18 protein-coding genes are annotated in these 20,447 nt (G+C 65.9%); 10 read left to right on the top strand and 8 right to left on the bottom strand.

The genetic code is table 11. The features are described 5' to 3' along the window. The first annotated feature begins 1,298 nt into the window (after nucleotides 1-1,298). The 3 genes from EET13_RS21100 to EET13_RS21090 all read left to right on the top strand — a co-directional run bounded on the left by EET13_RS21100 (nucleotide 1,299) and on the right by EET13_RS21090 (nucleotide 4,630). Nucleotides 1,299-2,747: an MFS transporter gene (locus EET13_RS21100; RefSeq protein WP_122444099.1), complete on the top strand. Its 1,449-nt coding sequence runs from the start codon at nucleotides 1,299-1,301 to the stop codon at nucleotides 2,745-2,747. Nucleotides 2,748-3,107: 360 nt separating this feature from the next. After that, nucleotides 3,108-3,389, top strand: coding sequence for a PE family protein (locus EET13_RS21095; RefSeq protein WP_122444113.1), 282 nt, complete (start codon nucleotides 3,108-3,110; stop codon nucleotides 3,387-3,389). Then, complete coding sequence (locus EET13_RS21090) at nucleotides 3,386-4,630, top strand: PPE family protein (RefSeq protein ID WP_122444098.1); 1,245 nt, start codon at nucleotides 3,386-3,388, stop codon at nucleotides 4,628-4,630. The genes EET13_RS21095 and EET13_RS21090 overlap by 4 nt, the downstream gene beginning before the upstream one ends. A gap of 89 nt (nucleotides 4,631-4,719) precedes the next feature. Here EET13_RS21090 and stf0 read toward each other — a convergent pair whose 3' ends face one another. Together stf0 and EET13_RS21080 are read right to left on the bottom strand one after the other, a co-directional pair. Further along, nucleotides 4,720-5,523, bottom strand: coding sequence for a trehalose 2-sulfotransferase (gene stf0 / locus EET13_RS21085; RefSeq protein WP_122444097.1), 804 nt, complete (start codon nucleotides 5,521-5,523; stop codon nucleotides 4,720-4,722). A gap of 49 nt (nucleotides 5,524-5,572) precedes the next feature. Next, the gene (locus EET13_RS21080) at nucleotides 5,573-7,165 is read right to left on the bottom strand and encodes a PucR family transcriptional regulator (RefSeq protein WP_122444096.1); all 1,593 of its coding nucleotides are present in this window, start codon (nucleotides 7,163-7,165) and stop codon (nucleotides 5,573-5,575) included. Nucleotides 7,166-7,249: 84 nt separating this feature from the next. Between EET13_RS21080 and pruA the strand changes: the two genes are divergently transcribed. Beyond that, nucleotides 7,250-8,881 (top strand): L-glutamate gamma-semialdehyde dehydrogenase, encoded by a 1,632-nt coding sequence (gene pruA / locus EET13_RS21075; RefSeq protein ID WP_122444095.1) that lies wholly within the window; start codon nucleotides 7,250-7,252, stop codon nucleotides 8,879-8,881. Next, complete coding sequence (locus EET13_RS21070; protein WP_122444094.1) at nucleotides 8,881-9,840, top strand: proline dehydrogenase family protein; 960 nt, start codon at nucleotides 8,881-8,883, stop codon at nucleotides 9,838-9,840. Before pruA ends, EET13_RS21070 begins: the two co-directional genes overlap by 1 nt. Before the next feature lie 192 nt (nucleotides 9,841-10,032). On the opposite strand, the gene EET13_RS21065 is transcribed toward EET13_RS21070, so the two are convergent. The 5 genes from EET13_RS21065 to EET13_RS21045 are packed head-to-tail and all read right to left on the bottom strand — an operon-like array spanning nucleotide 10,033 to nucleotide 13,216. Beyond that, complete coding sequence (locus EET13_RS21065; protein ID WP_122444093.1) at nucleotides 10,033-10,641, bottom strand: TetR/AcrR family transcriptional regulator; 609 nt, start codon at nucleotides 10,639-10,641, stop codon at nucleotides 10,033-10,035. Between the two features lie 7 nt (nucleotides 10,642-10,648). Continuing rightward, nucleotides 10,649-11,818 (bottom strand): lipid-transfer protein, encoded by a 1,170-nt coding sequence (locus tag EET13_RS21060; protein WP_122444092.1) that lies wholly within the window; start codon nucleotides 11,816-11,818, stop codon nucleotides 10,649-10,651. After that, nucleotides 11,815-12,258, bottom strand: a complete 444-nt coding sequence (locus EET13_RS21055; RefSeq protein WP_122444091.1) for a MaoC family dehydratase — start codon at nucleotides 12,256-12,258, stop codon at nucleotides 11,815-11,817. The genes EET13_RS21060 and EET13_RS21055 overlap by 4 nt, the downstream gene beginning before the upstream one ends. Beyond that, complete coding sequence (locus EET13_RS21050; RefSeq protein WP_122444090.1) at nucleotides 12,255-12,674, bottom strand: Zn-ribbon domain-containing OB-fold protein; 420 nt, start codon at nucleotides 12,672-12,674, stop codon at nucleotides 12,255-12,257. The genes EET13_RS21055 and EET13_RS21050 overlap by 4 nt, the downstream gene beginning before the upstream one ends. Further along, nucleotides 12,674-13,216 (bottom strand): FAS1-like dehydratase domain-containing protein, encoded by a 543-nt coding sequence (locus EET13_RS21045; protein ID WP_122444089.1) that lies wholly within the window; start codon nucleotides 13,214-13,216, stop codon nucleotides 12,674-12,676. Before EET13_RS21045 ends, EET13_RS21050 begins: the two co-directional genes overlap by 1 nt. A 205-nt stretch (nucleotides 13,217-13,421) precedes the next feature. On the opposite strand from EET13_RS21045, the gene EET13_RS21040 reads away from it, so the two are divergent. The 4 genes from EET13_RS21040 (at nucleotide 13,422) to EET13_RS21025 (ending at nucleotide 18,074) form a co-directional block, all read left to right on the top strand. After that, nucleotides 13,422-14,870 (top strand): aldehyde dehydrogenase family protein, encoded by a 1,449-nt coding sequence (locus EET13_RS21040; RefSeq protein WP_122444112.1) that lies wholly within the window; start codon nucleotides 13,422-13,424, stop codon nucleotides 14,868-14,870. A 78-nt stretch (nucleotides 14,871-14,948) separates the two neighbouring features. Next, nucleotides 14,949-15,857 (top strand): alpha/beta fold hydrolase, encoded by a 909-nt coding sequence (locus tag EET13_RS21035; RefSeq protein ID WP_122444088.1) that lies wholly within the window; start codon nucleotides 14,949-14,951, stop codon nucleotides 15,855-15,857. A 3-nt stretch (nucleotides 15,858-15,860) separates the two neighbouring features. Continuing rightward, a complete protein-coding gene (locus EET13_RS21030; RefSeq protein ID WP_122444087.1) occupies nucleotides 15,861-16,661 on the top strand; it encodes an esterase/lipase family protein in 801 nt (266 codons plus the stop codon). Nucleotides 16,662-16,670: 9 nt separating this feature from the next. After that, on the top strand, nucleotides 16,671-18,074 hold the full coding sequence (locus EET13_RS21025) for an acyl-CoA synthetase (protein WP_122444086.1): 1,404 nt from the start codon (nucleotides 16,671-16,673) through the stop codon (nucleotides 18,072-18,074). Nucleotides 18,075-18,110: 36 nt separating this feature from the next. On the opposite strand, the gene EET13_RS21020 is transcribed toward EET13_RS21025, so the two are convergent. Continuing rightward, nucleotides 18,111-19,376, bottom strand: a complete 1,266-nt coding sequence (locus EET13_RS21020) for an Rv1453 family transcriptional regulator (RefSeq protein WP_122444085.1) — start codon at nucleotides 19,374-19,376, stop codon at nucleotides 18,111-18,113. A gap of 749 nt (nucleotides 19,377-20,125) precedes the next feature. Between EET13_RS21020 and EET13_RS21015 the strand changes: the two genes are divergently transcribed. Continuing rightward, nucleotides 20,126-20,425 carry a PE family protein gene (locus EET13_RS21015; protein ID WP_122444111.1) on the top strand — a complete coding sequence of 100 codons (300 nt, stop codon included), beginning with the start codon at nucleotides 20,126-20,128 and terminating at the stop codon, nucleotides 20,423-20,425. Nucleotides 20,426-20,447: the final 22 nt, after the last annotated feature.

Raw genomic sequence — 20,447 nt, 5'->3', positions numbered from 1 at the left:
TAGTCGCCGTGAGGTGGCGGCCAATCGAGTCGTTGATTGGCTGAACACGCGGGGCCAGGTCAGGCAAACGGCGACTGACCCGGATGCTGCCAAACACAACGACGTCCCTCTGCCGTTGTGTTGCATCGATTGCGGCGGTCATCGGTGAGGCGCAGCCAAGAGGAGCCCGGCCGCGAACGCAGGTTGACCATCCGCCGCGCACTCACCTTGACAGCGCAAGCCTCACCGACTACTTCATAGTCCCATGCAATTGTTGCATATAGACATTAAAATCTCAGGACGCACAGCAAATTTACAGATAACCTCATGGTGTAACGACAGCGTCGGGCGGCGCGACGTCGGCGAGCTGGCCGAAAATCTCGACCCGCATGACACTAATGGCATCGGGGTGGAGTGCTGCGAACCGCAGATTTTCGGCGGCGGAACATGTCCCGGGGGCTGCGCCACTGCGGTATCTGTTGACAATTCGACTGGGTTTCACGTGTTGCTCACACCTGGATATGGTGACGCGGCAAGCTATTTCGTCGAACTAACAGACTGGGGCAATCTGGATGAGGGGCGTATCAGCGAAACGCGTTGCGGCTCTGCAGCATTGCCGCTGCTCGGGCGTCGGCACGTAGCTCGAGCCGTGTCGGGCTCTTGTGAGATGACGCCTCAGCTTGGCTGGCAGCACTGGTCGGGTGAGCTGAAAATCTCCTGTGCATCACGCATGTCGGGTTGTCGGGTGACCGCCATTCGGCTTCACTATCGGGTGGTCGGTGAGACGCCGCACAGCGGCGCGCGCTCGTCATTGACTGGACGTCACCGATCGACGTCAAATGCCCCTAGCACCGTACTGCGTGGCCACCCGAATTGGGTGGCTAATCGTGACGCGGAGGAAGACAAGTGTCCGTTGGCTTTTCGTCCGAGCCATCGTCGGCGAGCACTAACTCCCGCCGCCACCCGCCGGTCGGCGGCAATGGCGGGCGGGCGCGCGCACGCACTGCGGCTCAGCGCGCCGGCCTTTCGACAGCAGCCGCGCCGAATCGCTAGGCGGATGGTGCGTTACCCCGGCCCGCCCTTATCCCGGCCGGGCGGTGATCGAGGCGCGGCGCGGCGTCCACGAGCGTCGGCCCGCCGTGTCGTCGAGGACATGGCCCGGGCCCGAATGGTCGGGCGGGCGCCGTAGGAGGCATTTCGGTCCGTAACGAGACCAACCGACCGAATGTTGCCGGATTCTTGAACGTGAATGCACACTAGGCCCACGATGTGTTGCCGCTAGCCGGTACGCCAACATCGTCCGTGAAAGGTAGTACCGCATGGCGCGACCGCACCGCATCGCCGGTTGGGATCCCGAGGACGCCGCTGCGTGGCGCGATGGCAACAACGTCATCGCCCGTCGCAATCTGATCTGGTCGAACGTGACCGGCCATATCGCGTTTTCCATCTGGTACCTCTGGTCGGTGATGGTGCTGTTCATGCCGCAGACCGTCTATGGGTTTTCGACCGGCGACAAGCTGCTGCTGGCGGCCACCGCCACCTTCGTCGGGGCGATCGTGCGCATCCCCTACGCGATGGCCACCACGAGGTTCGGCGGCCGCAACTGGGCCGTTTTCTCGTCACTGGTGTTGCTGATTCCGACCGTCGGCGCAATGGTGTTGCTGGCTAACCCCGGCCTGCCGTTGTGGCCGTATCTGGTGTGCGCCGCGCTGACCGGATTAGGTGGCGGCAGCTACGCCGCGTCGCTGGCTCACATCGAAGCCTTCTACCCACAGCGGCGCAAAGGCTTCGCGCTCGGCTTCACCGGAGGTTTCACCAACCTGGGGTCGGCGGCCATTCAGGCGGTCGGGCTGGTGGCGCTGGCCGCCGCCGGCCACCGGGCGGCGTATGTGGTGTGCTCGATTTACCTGGTGCTGCTGGCCGTAGCGGCGGTCGGGGCGGCGCTGTTCTTGGACAACCTGACCCACGTCATTGACGTGGGTCATGTGCGGTCGGTTCTCAAGGTTCCCGACTCGTGGGCCATCGCGTTTCTTTACCTGTGCTGTTCGGGTTCATTTCTCGGTTTCGCGTTCGCCTTCGGGCAGGTACTGGTACACAATTTCGTGGCCGCCGGGCAAACCCACGCCCAGGCGTCGTTGCATGCGGCCGAGATCGCGTTCATCGGCCCGCTGCTGGGATCGGTGGCGCGGATCGCCGGCGGTAGGCTGGGCGACCGCTTCGGCGGCGGTTACGTCACCCTGACCGCGTTGGCCGCCACGACGGGAGCGGGAGGGTTCCTGGTCGCGGTCAGCACCCACGACGACCTCACTCAGGGTACGCACGGTGGGCCGACGACCCATACGATGATCGGCTACATCTTCGGCTTCATCGCGCTGTTCATCTGCTGTGGCATGGGAAAGGGCTCGGTGTTCAAGCTGATCCCATCTATCTTTGAAAGCCGCAGTCGCACAATGGATCTCACTGCCGCTGGACGCCACGACTGGGAGCGGGTCATGTCAGGAGCGTTGATCGGGTTCGCCGGGACGCTGGGGGCGCTGGGTGCGATGGGAGTCAATCTGGTGCTGCGCCAGTCGTATGTGAGCGCCGGCACCGAAACCCCTGCGTTCTGGGTCTTCCTGTTCTGCTACATCTGCGCCACCACGTTGACCTGGTGGCGATACGTAAGGCCGAACGGGTCGAGTCGTCCGATATCGAAGGCCCCGCGGCGAACGAGCGGCAGTCGAAACGGAGTGGGAAAACCCGGTACCGAAGCAACTACCGTTTGCTGAGGCCGCTTCGCGCGGCGAACGGGGTGACTGGTCAGCCGGTCACCAGCGTTGGCTTGCTATACGAGATCGTATCCATGACCGGCTCGCTATTCAGACCTCCGCGATATGGGCGGCTAGTCGGGTGATGGCGGGCCGCCTTGGCACGGCTTGGGAGCCGTGCACCGAGTAATCGCGTCGCTAACGGCCAAAAACTGACCCTGACCATTTCTGGCGCATCAGCATTTCGAGCTCAATGATAACTTTTCCTTATTGATCTATTGGCAGCATCGATCGACCGAGCCGGCGAAGTTCTCCTGGTGTGGCCCGAAATTCTCCTAGTGTTTGCCCCGTCCAAAACAACGGTCGAGAGGTGTGTGGGGCGTGGCATTGCGGGTGACCCCCGACGGGGCAGCGGCCGTCGGAGCGTTGAGTGCTCGACCGGCCGGCGCCCATGCCGGCGCAGTGCCGGCGATCACCCCGGTGGTGGTGGCGGCCAGTCCGGTGTCGCTGCAGACGGGCGCCGCGTGCAGTGCGCCGGGCATCGCGCAGGTCGCGGCTGCGCAAGGAGTGCAAAAGCCCGGCCGTTGCGGTATCGGTACGGGTGACGCGGCCGGTGAAGCGTGGGCCGCGGCGTCGTATCTGCCATCAGGTGCTGCGTCGTGACCGCGCCGGTATGGATGGCCGCGCCGCCGGAGGTGCACTCGGCGTTGCTTGCCGCCGGTCCCGGGCCTGAGCCGCTGCTGGCGGCCGCGGGTTCATGGTCGTCATTGAGCGCTGAATATGCTTCCGTGGCAGACGAACTCAGCGCGGTTCTGGGTGCGATGGCGACCGGGACATGGCAGGGCCCCAGCATGGAGAGCTGTCTGGCCGCGTATGTGCCGTACGTGGACTGGCTCATGACGACCAGCGCCGAATGCGCCGAGGTGGGCGCCGCCCACGAGACGGCTGCGACAGCGTACGTCGGCGCGCTGGCCGCGATGCCGACGTTGAGTGAGTTAGCCGCCAACCATGCCACCCATGCGGTGTTGTCGGCGACCAACTTCTTTGGCATCAACACCATCCCTATTGGACTCAACGAGGCCGACTACCTGCGGATGTGGATCCAGGCCGCCACCACTATGAGCGTCTACCAAGGGGCGTCTGCGGTGGCGCTGGCGTCCGCGCCGGCCACGATCCCGGCGCCGGTGGTGCTCAAGTCCGGCGCGGGCACCGTCGGCAGCATCGCGGCCACCGCCGAGCAGACTTTCACGCCATTCCCGTGGCAACGAATATGGGACTATGTACAACTCATGTTCACTTTCATGAAGATGGATTGGGAATTTATCGGATTGGAATGGACGTTCATCAAGATGCTCATCCCGCTGGTAATCCAAGACATCCTCCAGTGGCATCTTTCGGCAGCTCTTGCCGATCTAAAGCTGATTGCTGCCGATTTGTGGAATGTGTGTACCCACGTTGTCAACATCATCTACACGGCATGTGAAATTCCGCTGGGCGTCGCCGACATGGTCATTCAGTGGATTACGCAAAATCTATTTATTGACGCTGGGCTGGTCTCGTTGGCCGCTGGCATTGCCCCGAGCATGAACGCGTGGACGAGCGTATCCGGTATCGCTGCGATTGGTCCGGCGCCGGCGGCTGCCATTGCGGTCAACGGTGTAGCCCCGGCCGGCCTGGGTGCTTCGGTCTCGGTGGTGTCGCCGGTGCAGCTGGCGTCGGTGACAGCCTCCGAACATGGCGGGGGCACGGTGGGCTTCGCCGGGACCGCACCCACGGGGCCCGCGGGGTCGGCTGGCGGGTTGGCCACTATTGGTGGTGGTGAGGGCGCGAAGGTGCCGATGTTGCCGACGGCCTGGAAGCCGGATTTGGCCGGCGTGGTTAGTGATGTGGCGTTGGTCGGCTAACGCTGGCCGTGGATAGCCACGCACGCGTTGGTGGGGGCATGGCAAGCCGTCGAGCTGGCCAACCCAGGTCATGGTCGCAGTCGGCACCATCAACTGGGCAGCCCGTCTCGTCCGGCATCCGCGCGGTAGCGGTCCACCCACTCGTCGGACCGTTGGTCGGCCTGTCGTTCCAGGACGGGTGCGGGCGCCAACCGAGGGTCGAGCCCCAGCGCCTCGAGGATGGTGCCGACTAACTGGGTTAGATTGCGCCACAACACCGGATACGCGATCTCCATCGGCGAGATGTTCTCTTCGCGGAACCAGGTGCGCCAGCCCGCTTCCTGGGCACGCAGCATCGTGACGATGTGGGCGATCGCCCCGGCGTGATAGACGGCGCGAGCGTCGCGGACCGGATCGGGGCGCCCGCGCCAGACTCGTGTCTGCACTGCGCGCCAAAACGACACCGCTTGCGATACGACGTCGGGGCGGTGCACATAGACGAGAAACGGATCCTCACCGACGACGTCGCGGATGGCAGCCTTGAGCCCCGTGCCGGACCGATTCGCAAGTTGGTTCGCGCGGTCCACCAGCAGCGGGGTCTGATTCCACATCAGCTTGCCACCCCACACCCCGTTGGGCGTTCTGCCGACCGTGCGGATGTAGTCGCGCCAGATTTCGGCCGGCGCCAGGTCCGGCTTACCGTCGTCGAGCGGGTCGAGCAGGCGCAGGATCGACGCGTCGTCGACCTCGGCAAACCACTCGCGCGGTTGCGGCGGCTGACTCGTGCTGGGCAGGTACTGGAAGAACTCCTGAGGTTCGCCCGCCACGCCGGTGGCGCGCAAGGATTCGACCAGCAGCGTGCTGCCGCTGCGCTGCGATGCCAGCACCAGGTATGACGACGGGCGGTCGGCCACGGAAAAAGAGTATCCGGAAAAACTGACTCGGCGTGGGACTCGGCTGTTTTCAAGCCGGCCGTTCGGTCACGCGCAGCCCAAGCGAAAAGAGCAGCCGCACATCGGGATCAGCCAACGACGTCGACAGCAGCTTCTCGATCCGCCGCACACGGTAGCGAACGGTGTTGGGGTGCACCAGCAATGACTGCGCGGCCAAGCCGATATCGCCGAAGCTGTCCAGGTAGACCCGTAACGTCTCGGCCAGCACCGGGTCCCGGGCGCGCAGATCACGTATCCGCGGGTCTACCAACCGCGCGTTAGTGCCCACCAACGTGACTATTTCGTCGAGCAGCACGGCGGTTCGGGCTTCGGTCACCGAGGTCACCTGGCCGATCGAGATGGGATGGCGCACAGCGCTGTCGAGCACGGCGTCTACCTCGGTGCGTGCTGCGGCGATGCCCCGCAGGCCGGTGACCGGAGCGGCGATCGCCGCGCGCAGTTGCACGCCAAGCTCGCTGCGCAGCGTACCGACCGTGCCACGCACCCATGAGGTTAGCGAGCGGGCCGTCGCGGTTTGCGGCAACACCACATACACCCGCGATCCATTGGTCCCCACCTGCGCATCACGGCGAAAAGCGCTGGCGCTCAACGCGAGAACACCGGCGAACCGACCTTGTTGGTTTACGGCTTCGATCGGGTCGAAGCCGACCAGCGCGGCATCCCCGTCGCCGGACAGCCCAAGTTCGCGGGCGATGTCGGCAGCCGCGACCGGTTCGCCGTCGGCCAGGCCGAGCAGCTGCCGTACCCACCGCGCATGGGTGGCGGGGCGGGCCGCTAGCCGCGCCATGATCCGCGCCGCCAGCACCGCGGCGCCACCCAGGATTCCTTCGGCGTCGTCGGCCAGCGGTTGCGAGCCCTGCTGAACCCAGATCGCTCCGGCGAATACCGAGGGCCGCCGCGTCGTCCCCGGTGGCTGATGAATTCCGATTGCCAGCCGCGGCCGCAGGCCCAACTCCGGGCGCTCCGCCACCCGCACCACCTGGTCACCGGCGCGCAGCGCGTCGAAGATGCCCCATTGAGCGAGCCACGTCAGGTGCTCGGGCGGTCCGGCGCGGCCCAGGATCGAAAGCCGGCGCAGCTCGTCGGCTTCGTCGTTGGACGCCGAATAGGCCAGCACATGAGACTGCGCGTCTTCGATGCTGACCATGCCGTGAATGCGCTCGGCCAGGGATTGAGCCAGGCCGAACAGGTCGGTGCCCGAGTCCTCCATGGGGTTGTCGCGGTCCCCATGATGCTCCAAGACGTGATTGACCAGCTGGTAGAGGCGTTCCCAGCGGGCCCGCGGCTCCACCGCGACCACCGCGGACCCGGCACGGACCGCCGCGGCCACCACCGCATCCGAGGGTTGCTTGACGAAGACCGCCACCGGTGCCCGCGGTTGTCCGTGGATCCAGCGCAGCGCCTCGTCGTCGGTGACGCCGAGCAGGAAGAAGGCGTCGGCCGAGCCCGCCGCTTCGGCCAGGCCCAGCCGGACATCGTCGGAATCGACCAGCGCTGCCGAGCCCACCGCCCGGTCCAGCCCGCGGGGTGCTTCGATCAGGCTGACCAGGGTCGCATCCAGGGCGAGCAGCAATTGGCCCAGGCCGACACGAGCCGCACGCATATTGTCTGATCCTACTAGCTATTGGTGTGTTCCTTAGCCGATCGGCTAATCGATTCCGTCCCCTGGACGGGGACCCTGGCAGACATGGACGCAATTACCCAGGTTCCGGTTCCGGCCAACGAGCCGGTCCATGACTATGCGCCGGGCTCGGCCGAGCGCACCCGACTCTGCGCGGCGCTGCGGGCGCTGGCTGACCACCCCAGGGATTTGCCGCACGTGGTAGGCGGCCGACACCGGATGGGCAACGGCGAACCGATCGACGTCGTGCAGCCGCACCGGCATTCCGCGCGGCTGGGCACCCTGACCAACGCCGACCATGCCGACGCCGCGGCGGCTATCGCGGCCGCTACGGCCGCCAAATCCTCTTGGGCAGCACTGCCGTTCGACGAGCGTGCCGCGGTGTTCCTGCGGGCCGCCGAGCTGCTGGCGGGATCGTGGCGGGAACGGATCGCCGCAGCGACCATGCTTGGCCAGTCGAAGTCGGTGTACCAGGCCGAGATCGACGCGCCCTGCGAGCTGGTCGACTTCTGGCGGTTCAACGTCGCGTTCGCCCGCCAGATCCTGGCGCAGCAGCCGATCAGCGGGCCGGGGGAGTGGAACCGCACCGATTACCGCCCGCTCGACGGTTTCGTCTATGCAATAACGCCGTTCAACTTCACCTCGATCGCCGCCAACCTGCCCACCGCCCCGGCGCTGATGGGAAACACGGTGGTATGGAAGCCGTCGATCACCCAGACCCTGTCGGCGTATCTGCTCATGCGACTGCTCGAAGCCGCGGGACTGCCGCCGGGGGTGATCAACATGGTCACCGGTGACGGCTTCGCGGTTTCCGATGTGGCACTGGCCGATCCGCGGCTGGCCGGTATCCACTTCACCGGGTCGACAGGAACCTTCCAGCGGCTGTGGCAACGAGTGGGCGCCAATATCGGCTGTTATCAGAGCTATCCACGGCTCGTCGGGGAGACGGGCGGCAAAGATTTTATCGTCGCTCATGCGTCCGCACGTCCAGACGTGTTGTGCGCAGCCCTGATTCGTGGAGCATTCGACTATCAGGGCCAGAAATGTTCCGCGGCATCGCGAGCGTTCATCGCCCATTCGGTCTGGCAGCGGATGGGTGATGCCTTCCTGGGCGCGGCGGCCGGGCTGACATACGGTGACATTACCGACTTGTCCAATTTTGGCGGGGCGCTCATCGACCGGCGGGCCTTCATCAAGAACGTCGACGCGATCGAGCGGGCCAAGGGCGCGGCCGGTGTCACGATCGCGGTGGGTGGCGAATACGACGACGGGGTAGGATATTTCGTGCGTCCCACGGTACTGCTATCCGACGACCCGACCGACGAGGCTTTTGCCACCGAATATTTCGGTCCGGTGCTGGCCGTGCACGTTTATCCCGACGGGCACTACGAACGAATCCTCGAAGTCGTCGACACCGGGTCCCGCTACGCGCTGACCGGCGCAGTCATCGCCGACGACCGCGCAGCCGTGCTGACTGCACAGAACCGGCTGCGCTTTGCGGCAGGGAACTTCTACGTCAACGACAAGCCGACCGGTGCCGTCGTCGGGCGTCAACCGTTCGGTGGCTCACGCGGATCGGGTACCAACGACAAGGCCGGCTCCCCGCTGAACTTGTTGCGCTGGACGTCGGCGCGGACCATCAAGGAGACGTTCGTCCCAGCCACCGAGCACGCCTATGCGCACATGGGCTCGGGCTGATGGTTGGCGTGTTCGGCCGCACCGTGCGTCCGGTGTTGCTTGCCGCGGGCCGGTCGGACAGGTTGCAACGCCGGTTGACGCGCTCGTCGCTGACCCGCCGGGTGGTGCGCCGGTTCGTGCCCGGTGACACACTGGACGTTGTTCTGAACGTTGTTGGCGTGCTGCGCGATTCGGGCCGCTACGTCAGTATCGACTACCTCGGCGAAAACGTCGCCGACGCCCGCGGCGCCGCGGCCAGCGTGCGGGCGTATCTCGACCTGCTCGACGCGCTGGGCCAGCGTCGGGACACGGTATACGAGGGCGTGCGGCCGTTAGAGGTCTCGGTCAAGTTGTCGGCGCTGGGGCAGGCGCTGGATCGCGACGGCCAGAAGATCGCCTTGGACAATGCCCGCACCATCTGCGAACGGGCCGAGCAGGTCGGGGTGTGGGTCACGGTGGACGCCGAAGACCACACCACCACCGACTCGACGCTGTCGATCGCCGGCGACCTGCGAGTCGACTTCGATTGGCTGGGTACCGTTGTGCAGGCGTATCTGCGGCGCACACTCGCCGATTGTCGGGAACTCGCTGCGGTGGGCGCGCGAGTCCGGCTGTGCAAGGGCGCTTACGACGAACCAGCTTCGGTGGCATACCGTGATCGCGCCGGGATCACCGACTCCTACCTGCGCTGCCTTCATGTCCTGATGGCCGGGTCCGGATACCCGATGGCGGCGTCACACGACCCGGCGGTTATCGGCGCGGTCGGTGTTACGGCTCACGAATTGGGGCGTGGCATAGGTGATTTCGAATACCAGATGTTGTACGGCATCCGCGACGAGGAACAGCGGCGACTGGTTGCGGACGGGAATCAGGTACGCGTGTATCTGCCGTTCGGCGGCCAGTGGTTCGGCTACTTTATGCGGCGATTGGCCGAACGACCGGCAAACCTGATGTTTTTTACGCGGGCGTTGATGCGGTGAGCATGCGTTGGTGGCGTCGAGTGTGCGTTGCTGGTGTCGAGTGTGCGTTGGTGGCGTCGAGTGTGATCACCGGACGGGTTTCTCGCGGTTTGGCCGCCCTGGCTCCACACTCGACGCCAGCAAAGCACACTCAGTGTGCCTGCGACGCCTCATGGCCCGGCCGCGGCCACTCTCGACGCCACCAAAGCACATTCAGCGTGCCCGCGACGCCCCATGGGCCGGGCGCGGCCGGTCACCGCAGAAGCCGCGGACCACATGCGCCCGCACGAATTCGGCCACGGCTTCGGGGTCTTCGCGAACCGGCGATGGCATGCTGAACAACGAGAACAATATCCGGGCGAACCATTCGCCGGCTGCCTCGACATCGAGGTCCTTGCGTACCTCTCCCGTGAGCTTGGCCGCGGCGAGGTAGGGCGCGAAGAAGTCGACGCTTTCGCGCAGCAGTACCGCGGCGTCCTTGGTCAGCAACAAGGTGATCGCGTCTGCGTCCACATACGTTGCCGACGCGATCGCACGTCGTGCCTGGGCTACGAATACCGCTGCACGGCAGAGCTTTTCCTCCAGCGAATGCACCCGGCTCATCGCATGAGCCATCTCGCGGTAGAACTGGTGGGAAGCATGTTCGGCACAGGCCTCGACGAGGGCGGCCTTGTCCGGGAAGTACTCGTAGACGGTGCTGCGGGATACCCCCGTCAACTTGGCGATGTCGACAATGGTCGCCTTCTGCAGCCCGTGCTTGCGGAAGCAGGCGTAGGCCGACTCGATGATGAGTTCGCGGGTGTCCGCAGCAGCGGCCTGCATCACACGCTCACCCCGCAGGCGCGAGAATCAGCCCACTGGTGGGCACTCCCGTCCCGGAGGTGATCAGGACATGCTCGACGTCGTCAACCTGGTTGCAGGAGGTGCCGCGTACCTGCCGCACCCCTTCGGTGATGCCGTTCATGCCGTGGATGTAGGCCTCGCCGAGCAGACCGCCATTGGTGTTGATCGGCAAGACCCCACCCAGTGACAGGTTCGCCACGGTGGCGAAGTCCTTCGCCTCACCGCGCCCGCAGAAGCCGAGTTCCTCGAGCTGGGTGAACACAAACGGCGTGAAATGGTCGTAGATGAACGCGGTTTGGATGTCGGCAGGCTTAAGGCCCGAATCCCGCCACAGACGCCTGGCTACCACACCCATCTCGGGGAGCCCGGTGATGTCGTCACGGTAGTAGCTGGTCATCATCTCGCCGTTGGCGGCAGCGCCCTGGGCCGCCGCGCTGATCACGGCGGGCGGCTGGCGCAGGTCGCTGGCCCGCTGCACACTGGTCACCACCAGCGCAACCCCGCCGTCGCTTTCTTGGCAGCAATCCAGCAGGCGTAGTACGGGTTCGACGATCCAGCGCGACGTCTGGTGATCTGCCAACGTGATCGGGCGCTGGTAGAACCACGCGTCGGGATTGCGGGCCGCATGGGCCCGGTCGACTACGGCAATCGCACCGAAGTGCTCGTTGGTGACGCCGTAGGTCGACATGTAACGCTGGGCGTGCAGTGCCACCCATGCCGCGGGCGTAAGCAATCCGAACGGCGCGTAATGCGCCATGAACAACGGGGTTTGGCTGCTGGTGCGCCCGCTGCCGCCGAACCGCATACCGGAGCGCTCGTTGAACGCGCGATAGCACACCACCACCTCGGCGACACCCGTGGCGACCGCCATTGCCGCGTGCGCCACGGTCCCGGCCGCTGCGCCACCGCCGTGGGGCACCCGGCTGAAGAAGTCGAGATCGCCGATACCGACATTGCGGGCGACCTCGATCTCGTCGCTGGCGTCCATGGTGAAGGTGACCATGCCGTCGACGTCGCCGGGAGCCACACCGGCGTCATCCAGGGCGGCGCTGACCGCCTCACACGCCAATTGCAGCTCGCTGCGCCCGGATTCCTTGGAGAACTCGGTCTGACCGATTCCCGCGATGGCCGCGGCGCTGGCGAGCGAGCCGGTCATGCTCCCGCCCGGTCGAGCAGGCTGAGCACCGCGGTGCCTGACACATGTTTGCCCAGGCTGTTGGCGCCCTGACAGGTCACTTCGACGAAGTTCTCGCCACCCGAGCCGGACGACTTGCCGGTCACCGTGCCGGTGAAGCGCAGCGGGTCGTCCGGAAAGCATGGCACGCCAAGGCGAATCGAGAGTCTCTTGACCATCGCCTCGGGGCCGGCCCAGTCGGTGAGGAACCGCACGCACAGCCCGTTGGTGGTCAGGATATTCATGAAGACGTTGGGCGAACCTTGCTTGTTGGCGTAATCGCGGTCGTGATGCACCGGCATGAAGTCCCGCGACGCGATAGCCCCGGCGACGATAACCGTTGCGGTGACCGAAATTTCGATTGGAGACAGCTCGCCCCCGACGCTGATGTCGGCCCACTTCAAGGTACTGGTGGTTGTCATTGACGTCCTTCGGGGCACGGGGGACTGGGCCGGAATTGGTGTAGCACCAGGTCATTGTCGAAACTCTGGTAGAACACCTCGACCGGCATGCCGACCGCGACGTCGGCGGGATCGACGTCGCAAAGGTTAGACACCAGCCGTATTCGTTCGGCCAGTTCCACCAGCACGACGATGTAGGGGTACTCGAAGAAGGGAAACCGCGGCTGGTGCGGCATCACGTAGCTGTAGACGGTGCCGCGGCCCGACGATTCGGTGGCGGTCCAGCCCAGGGAACGGCAGCAGGGGCACATCGGTCGCGGCGGATGGCGCAGTGTCCCGCATCCGGCACAGCGCTGGATCAACAGCTTGTGCTCGCGCAGCCCGCGCCAGAAGAACTCGGTATCCGGGCTGATCGCCGGCGCCAATCGACCGGTCATCAGCGTTTCGGACGGAATCGCAGTACTCGGAATCGCTGACGTCCCAACACCTCTCCGTGCTGGTCCGTATAAGTGGTTACCCAGGTGAGGAAGAAGCCGGTGCCCAGCGCAGTCTCTTTTTCCTCGGAGACATCTTCGTAGATTGCCATCGCGGTGATCATGTCGCCCAGGCGCGGGTAGCGTTCGATCTCGAATTCCGAGTTGACCGCCACGGTGCTGGTGTATCCGGCTTCTTCGAGGAATGCCGTTGGGTTGGTGGTGTTTTCGGTTGGAGCTCCGCCGCGTTCCCGAATTCCCTCCAGCTTGGGTGCGGGCATCGTCCAGGTCTGCAGCATGACGGGCGGGGACACGATGCCGCCGAACCTCGACGTGGCCGCGAACTCGGTATCCAAATACACGGGGTTCATGTCGTCAAGCGCGTGTGCCCAATGCCGAATCATCGGTTGGTTGACGGGATCCGGTGCCACCAAAGGCTTTCCGGTGCCGCCGGTGGGCTGTCCGACGAGACCGCGCAGCTTAGCGTGCAACTCGGCTGCATTCATGGCGCCCTCCCGTTGCACATTGACGGCGAATCAGCGTATCCGACACATCGACACAAAGTGTCTGACTACCTGTGTCTACCCGGCTGTGACACGCCTTGTCAATATGCCTGAAATACCCGGCAATTCGCGCCGAAGGTCATTGACTCCGCACTATGACCGGTGTACACCGGGTGTTGATATGACCGATATCCGGGCGGGAAACCAGATGGCTGAATCACCTCTCGTGGACACCTACGAGCTCTATATCGACGGACGTTGGGTGCAAGCGCACAATGGTCGCTACGACGACATCTCGCCGTCCACCGGCGCGACGATCGCCACCGCCCCGGACGCCAGCGAGAGCCAGGTCGGCGAGGCGATCGCAGCCGCCCGTCGTGCTTTCGACCAAGGCGATTGGCCCGCCATGAGCCATCAGGAGCGCGCCGCCTGCCTGACTCAGCTCGGCGAGGCACTGAAAGCGCACGCTGACGAATTCTTCGCGCTCGCCCAGGACGAGTGGGGTTGCACGGCCAACGAGCGCATGATGCAAGTCGACAGCGTGGCCTTCATGGTGCTGCGGGCGGGTCAACTGGCCACCACGCTGCGCGAGGAGCCGATCGGGTCCGGAACCACCGTGCTGTGTCACGAGCCGCTGGGTGTCGTCTCGATCCTGACGCCGTGGAACTTCCCGCACAGTCTCAACGCCATGAAGGTTAGCCGGGCGCTGGCGGCCGGCAATACCGTGGTGCTCAAGCCGTCGCCGCTGACGCCGCTCGCCGGTCTGGCCCTGGCCCGCATCATCGACGAGCACACCGACATCCCGCCCGGCGTGGTCAATGTCGTCACGCCCAGCAGCATCGAGGCGAGCAAGCTGCTGGCCGTCGACCCGCGCGTCGACATGGTCAGCTTCACCGGCAGCTCGGCGATCGGGCGGGAAGTGATGGCCGCCGCGGCCGGCACCATGAAGCGGGTGCTGCTGGAGTGCGGGGGCAAATCGGCGAGCATCGTGCTCGACGACGCCGAGCTGACCGACGAACTGCTGCAGCGGATGTTGTTCGAGTCCTGCCTGTTGCATGCCGGCCAGGCCTGCATCCTGCACAGCCGGTTGCTGCTGCCCGACACCATGCACGACGACGTCGTGGAAAGCCTCGTGGCGCTGGCCCGCCGGGTGAAGGTCGGCGATCCCGCCGATCCGGATGTCGAGATGGGTCCGTTGATCAGCGAGCAACAGCGGCAGCGGGTCGAGGACCTGGTGTCGCGGGCGCTGGCCGACGGCGCCACCCTGGCGATCGGCGGCCGCCGTCCGCCAACCCTGGATACGGGCTACTACTACGAGCCGACCATCCTGACCCACGCCACGCCTGATGCTGCCATTGCGCAAGAGGAAGTCTTCGGGCCGGTACTGACGGTCATGCGCTACCGCGACGACGACCAGGCCGTCGCGATCGCCAACAACTCGCAGTACGGCTTGTCCGGCGCGGTGTGGGGCACCGACGCCGAACGCGCCGTCGGTGTCGCGCGGCGCATCCGCACCGGCCAGATTGCGGTGAACGGCTTCGGTCCCGGTGATGCGCCGTTCGGCGGTTTCAAGCAGAGCGGCCTGGGCCGCGAGGGCGGCGGAATTGCGGGCCTGCACCAGTACATGGAGCCCAAGGCCATCGGCATGCCGGCCTGAGCGGTGCTGCAAAACGGCCCAGCCGCGGGGAGCCCGCGAGAATTGTCACGGCCAAAGTTCGCATGCGAAGCTCTCGGGATGGTCGTCGCGATTGCCCGCCCCAAAATTGAAGGAAACATCGCCGTCGGCGAAGATCGCCAGATCGGCTTCGCCGAGTTCGGCGCCCCACAAGGGCGTGCGGTCTTCTGGCTGCACGGCACCCCCGGTGCTCGCCGGCAGATTCCGACCGAGGCCCGCGTCTATGCCGAGCACCACAACATCCGGCTGATCGGTGTCGACCGCCCAGGAATCGGCTCGTCGACCCCGCATCAGTACGAGACCATCTCGGCGTTTGCCGACGACATGCGCACCATCTCCGAAACATTGGGCATCGAGAAGATGGCCGTCGTCGGCTTATCCGGCGGCGGTCCCTACACCCTGGCCTGCGCCGCTGGACTGCCCGACAAGGTGGTGGCCGCCGGCGTGCTCGGCGGGGTGGCGCCCACGCACGGCCCCGACGCGATCAGCGGCGGCCTGATGAACCTGGGCTTGCGGGTGGCGCCGTTGCTGAGGTTGGGCGGCACCCCGCTGCGGCTGTCGGCGAGCCTGATGATCCGCGCGGCGCGGCCGGTCGCGTCACCGGCGCTGGATGTATATGCCCTGCTCTCGCCCCAGGCGGATCGGCATCTGCTGGCCCGCCCCGAGTTCAAGGCGATGTTCCTCGACGACCTGCTCAACGGCAGCCGCAAGCAACTGGCCGCGCCGTTCGCCGACGTCATCGTGTTTGCCCGGGACTGGGGCTTCCGGCTGGAGGAGATCAAGGTCCCGGTCCGTTGGTGGCATGGCGACCACGACCACATCATCCCGTTCTCCCATGGTGAGCACGTCGTGTCGCGGCTGCCCAAGGCCGAGCTGTTGCACCTGCCGGGGGAAAGTCATCTCGCCGGATTGGGCCGCGGCGAGGAGATCTTGGCGACCATGATGAAGGTCTGGAACGAGGAGGCCTGATCCGTGCTCACGACCGAACCCGTCAACGCGCCGCCCCTGGCGCTCTACCTCACCGACATACCGCGTGCGGTGGCTGAGTACGGGCAGTTGGTCAGCGTGCTGCCGCTGCGCCGGATGCTGCCGGTCGGCGACGGGCATCCGGTTCTGGTGCTGCCCGGCCTGCTGGCCGGGGACCGTTCGACCTGGACGCTGCGGCGGCTGCTGCGCCGCGTGGGGTATCGGGCCCACGGGTGGGGGCTTGGCCGCAACATCGGTCCGACTCCCGAAGCGGTGCGTGGCATGGAAGCGCGACTGGACGAGGTGCACGCCCGCTACGAGGCCCCGGTGAGTCTGATCGGCTGGAGCCTGGGCGGCATCTTCGCGCGGGCATTGGCCCGCCGTCATTCGACGGCGGTGCGCCAGGTAATCACCCTGGGCAGCCCCTTCCGCATGGAAGACGAGCGGCAAACGCGCGCCACCCCGAGCTTCAAACGCTATGCCCATCTGCATGCCGAGCAGCACGCACTGCCGTTGAAGTCCGAAGCCGAACCCATGCCGGTTCCCACGACGGCGATCTACTCCCGCTTCGACGGCATGGTCGCCTGGCAGACCTGCATCAATCCGCCATCGCCGCGTAGCGAGAACATCGCGGTTCTGGCCAGCCATATCGGCTACGGTCATCATCCGGCAACGGTCTGGGCCATCGCGGACCGGCTGGCGCAACCGCAGGGCACCTGGACACCATTCCGGCCGCCGCCGATGCTGCGGCCGCTGTTCCCCGGATCGTCGAAGACCGCCGCTGCGGCCGCCGACCGAGCTGGGTAGCCTGCTCACGTGTTACTGGCCTCCCTGAATCCCGCTGACCTGTCCGCCACCGACATCCCCGACGCGGTCAGCATCGACGGCCGCACGCTCAGCCGCAGCGATCTGGTCGGCGCCGCAACTTCGGTGGCCGAGCGGGTGGCGGGGGCGCACCGAGTCGCGGTGCTGGCCACGCCGACCGCAGCCACCGTGCTGGCGGTCACCGGCTGTCTGATGGCCGGCGTGCAGGTCGTCCCGGTGCCGTCCGACGTCGGGGTGGCCGAGCGCCGGCACATGCTGACCGACTCCGGTGCCAAGGCCTGGCTGGGACCGGTACCGGACGAAACCGAAGGGCTGCCGCACATTCCGGTCCGGGCGCACGCCCGCTCGTGGCATCGCTATCCCGAGCCGTCACCCGATGACGTCGCGATGGTGGTCTACACGTCCGGTACCACCGGTCCGCCCAAGGGAGTGCAAGTGAGCCGGCGTGCGATCGCCGCGGACCTGGACGCACTGGCCGACGCGTGGCAGTGGAGCGCCGACGACGTGTTGGTGCACGGCTTGCCTATGTATCACATTCACGGCCTGGTTCTCGGGCTACTCGGTTCGCTCCGGGTCGGAAATCGGTTCGTGCACACCGGGAAACCCACACCGGACGGCTACGCGGCGGCGGGCGGCACGCTGTATTTCGGGGTGCCGACGGTGTGGTCGCGGGTGGCGGCCGACCAGGCCGCTGCCGAGGCGCTGAAGCCCGCGCGGCTGTTGGTGTCGGGCAGTGCGGCGCTGCCGGTGCCGGTGTTCGACAAGCTGGCCCGATTGACCGGGCACCGGCCCATCGAACGCTACGGCGCCTCCGAATCGTTGATCACCCTGTCCACCCGGGCTGACGGCGAACGTCGTCCCGGCTGGGTGGGATGGCCCCTGGCCGGCGTGGCGACCCGGCTCGTCGACGACCACGGCGACGAGGTGCCCCATGACGGGGAAACCGTTGGCAAGCTTCAGGTTCAGGCTCCGACCCTGTTCGAGGGCTACCTGAATCGACCGGAGGCCACCGCCGAAGCGTTCGACGTTGACGGCTGGTATCGCACCGGTGACGTCGCGGTCGTCGACGCCGGCGGCATGCACCGCATCGTGGGCCGAGAGTCGGTGGACCTGATCAAGTCGGGCGGATTCCGTGTCGGCGCAGGCGAAATCGAGACGGTGCTGCTGGGGCATCCGGATGTGGCGGAGGCCGCGGTCGTCGGGTTTCCCGACGAGGACCTGGGTCAGCGGATCGTCGCCTACGTTGTCGGCTCGGCCGGCCCGGATGACCTGATTCAGTTTGTTGCTCAGCAGCTTTCGGTTCACAAGCGCCCGCGCGAGGTGCGTATCGTGGAGTCGCTGCCGCGCAACGCGCTCGGCAAGGTGCTCAAGAAGCAATTGCTGTCGGAAGGCTGAACCGGCTAGAACCGGGTCGAACCGGCCTCGTATCGGCTAAGCCGGCACGTCGTCACTGTGCCGTGCGGGTAAGGGGAGCGCGCCGACGCTGGTACCGCGCCACCTCAGGGCTTCCAGAGCGACAGCCACCTCAACGGAGGTCTGGCCGAGGGGCCGGGGCAGCAGCCGCTGGGCGGACTCGATCCTGCGCAGCAATGTGTTGCGGTGCGTGTAGAGGCGTTTGGCAGCGCGGGAGGCATTGCATTGCTCATTGATGAACGTCAGCAGCGTCGTCTGCAGCTCCGGGCTTGCCGATTCCAAGTCGCCTAGCGTGCTGGAGATGAATTCGTCTGCGGCATCCGGATTGTGGGCTATCAGAGCAATCATCTGGACCTCGGAGAAAAACGCCACTCGCTGGCCGGATTGCAGTCGCATCAGGGTGCGCTGTGTGGTCAGCGCCTCGAGGTGGCTGCGCCGGAACCCCGCGGTCCCGCTTGCCGCGGTTCCGATGGCGATGCGCGCGCCGGCAGTATTGCCCAGCGCGCGCTCGACCGCGTCGCTGTCGAGTCCGGCGGCGTCGGCGAGCCACACCCAGCGGGCCGCCGCACTGGCGACCATGGTGAGCTGTTGCGCGCAACCGACGGCGTGGCTGAACGCATCGGCGGCACGATCGAGATCGCCGTGGTTGCCGTCGATCTCGTCGCTCCAAACGATGGCGGCCGTGTGCGTTCGTTTCAACGGATAGCCGAGCCGGGATTCGGCGCGCTCCACACTGATCGGGGCCCCCTCGACAAGGAGTTCAACCACCTCAAGGCGTTCGGCATGGCTGCCCCGGCTCAGATCATGATGTTCCAGCTGTATTTGGGCGGCGATACCGGCCAGGGTGGCCTCGACGAAGTCGTTGATCGACCGGGCCGAAACGTCGAGCAGTTCGCGCAGTTCCTGCGGATCGGACGTGAGGTCGAAAGCGATGTGCAGCCATAGCCGCCAGGCGATGTATTCCCCGGTTCGATAGACGTCGAGCGCCACCGAGTCCAGGCTCCGCCGCACCAGGTCTCGGGCCATGCGGAGCGGTTCCGCGCCGACGTTGGGCGGCACCGGCGCGCCCGGGTCACGCATGTTGGCGGCCGCCCAGTGCACCAGATTGGCGCGGTTGGCCTTTTGGACAACCTTGGTCAGGACAGGATCATTGGCGATGGCCGGGTTGGCCGCCACCGTGGCACGATCCAGCTCCGCGATCCATTCCGGACCGGGGTTGAGGGCGATCCGGGCTCCCTCTCGGATGAGCTCACGAATTCGCGGCGAGGGTCGTTGCCGTGCCACGCGCTGATTCTAAGATCGCCTGCTGACCGGTGCCGGTCATGAATTTCGGTTGCGGAGACGCTTAACCTCTTGCTGCCCTTGGCTTCTCGGATTTATAGCGGCGGTGCGGTTGCTCCGTTGCTGTCGATATGCTACCGGGCACGGCTGTGGTTGCGGATTGCTGATGCTGCTGGTTGCATGGGTGCCCAAGCACTTGCCAGCGTGGACCGAGCAGAGGATTGCGACGTCCGACTGATGCGACGGACAGTTATGCTCGCCGGGAGCAGAACCGGTAGTCGCTGGCCAAAACCAGCCGGGGCAGTATGTATCCGATCAACTCAGGCTGAACATATTCCGGCCCCTGCTCGATTGGCATGGCTTAGGCGGCGCTGACCAGACGCACAGCTCCGATCGTGTTCGGAACTGGTTGAGGCGCAGAACAATAGGTCGATTCCACGCATGAGGACGCCGCCCGGGCCAAGACAAAGAGTTGCACCGCAACCCTATCCGAATGTGCACTTTGCACCTGCGGCGCGGTCCATCGTGGACTCGTTGGGAAGATTTCACCTCCGGCCGGGTCCGCGGGTGCGTTTTGCACCTGCGCCCGTTCGCTTCGGGTGAGATTAACCTGTTGCCGTCATTGCGGGTTGGTCATCATCAGCGCACAGTTCGGCGCCGCCAACGCATCCCGTGGCGGCGCGGGCCACCGGCGTCCCAACGATCAACCTGCATTGCCGGGCGAGGCCCCGGCGTCCCGAGGAGGTAAGCGCATGCACTTCTTGACGGCACAACCAGACGCGTTGGCGGTCGCGGCCGACACCCTCGGATCGGTCGGTGCGGCACTGAGCGATGGGAATGCCGCTGCCGCGGGCCCGACGACCGGTGTGTTGCCGCCGGCTGCCGACGAGGTCTCGGCGCTGGTCGCGACGCAGTTCGCCGCGCATGCTGCCACCTACCAGGCGGTAAGCGCGAAGGCCGCGGCGATCCATGAGCAGCTGGTGGCCACACTCGCCGCGAGCGCCGGTTCGTATGCAGCGACAGAGGCCGCCAACGTCGCGGCGGCCCAGTAACCGACGGTGGTTCACGAAACTT

The organism is Mycobacterium attenuatum, assembly GCF_900566085.1.
Classification (GTDB): Bacteria; Actinomycetota; Actinomycetes; order Mycobacteriales; family Mycobacteriaceae; genus Mycobacterium; species Mycobacterium attenuatum.
The sequence above is the reverse complement of the archived record's forward strand: the minus strand, read 5'-3'. Positions and strand labels throughout refer to the sequence as shown.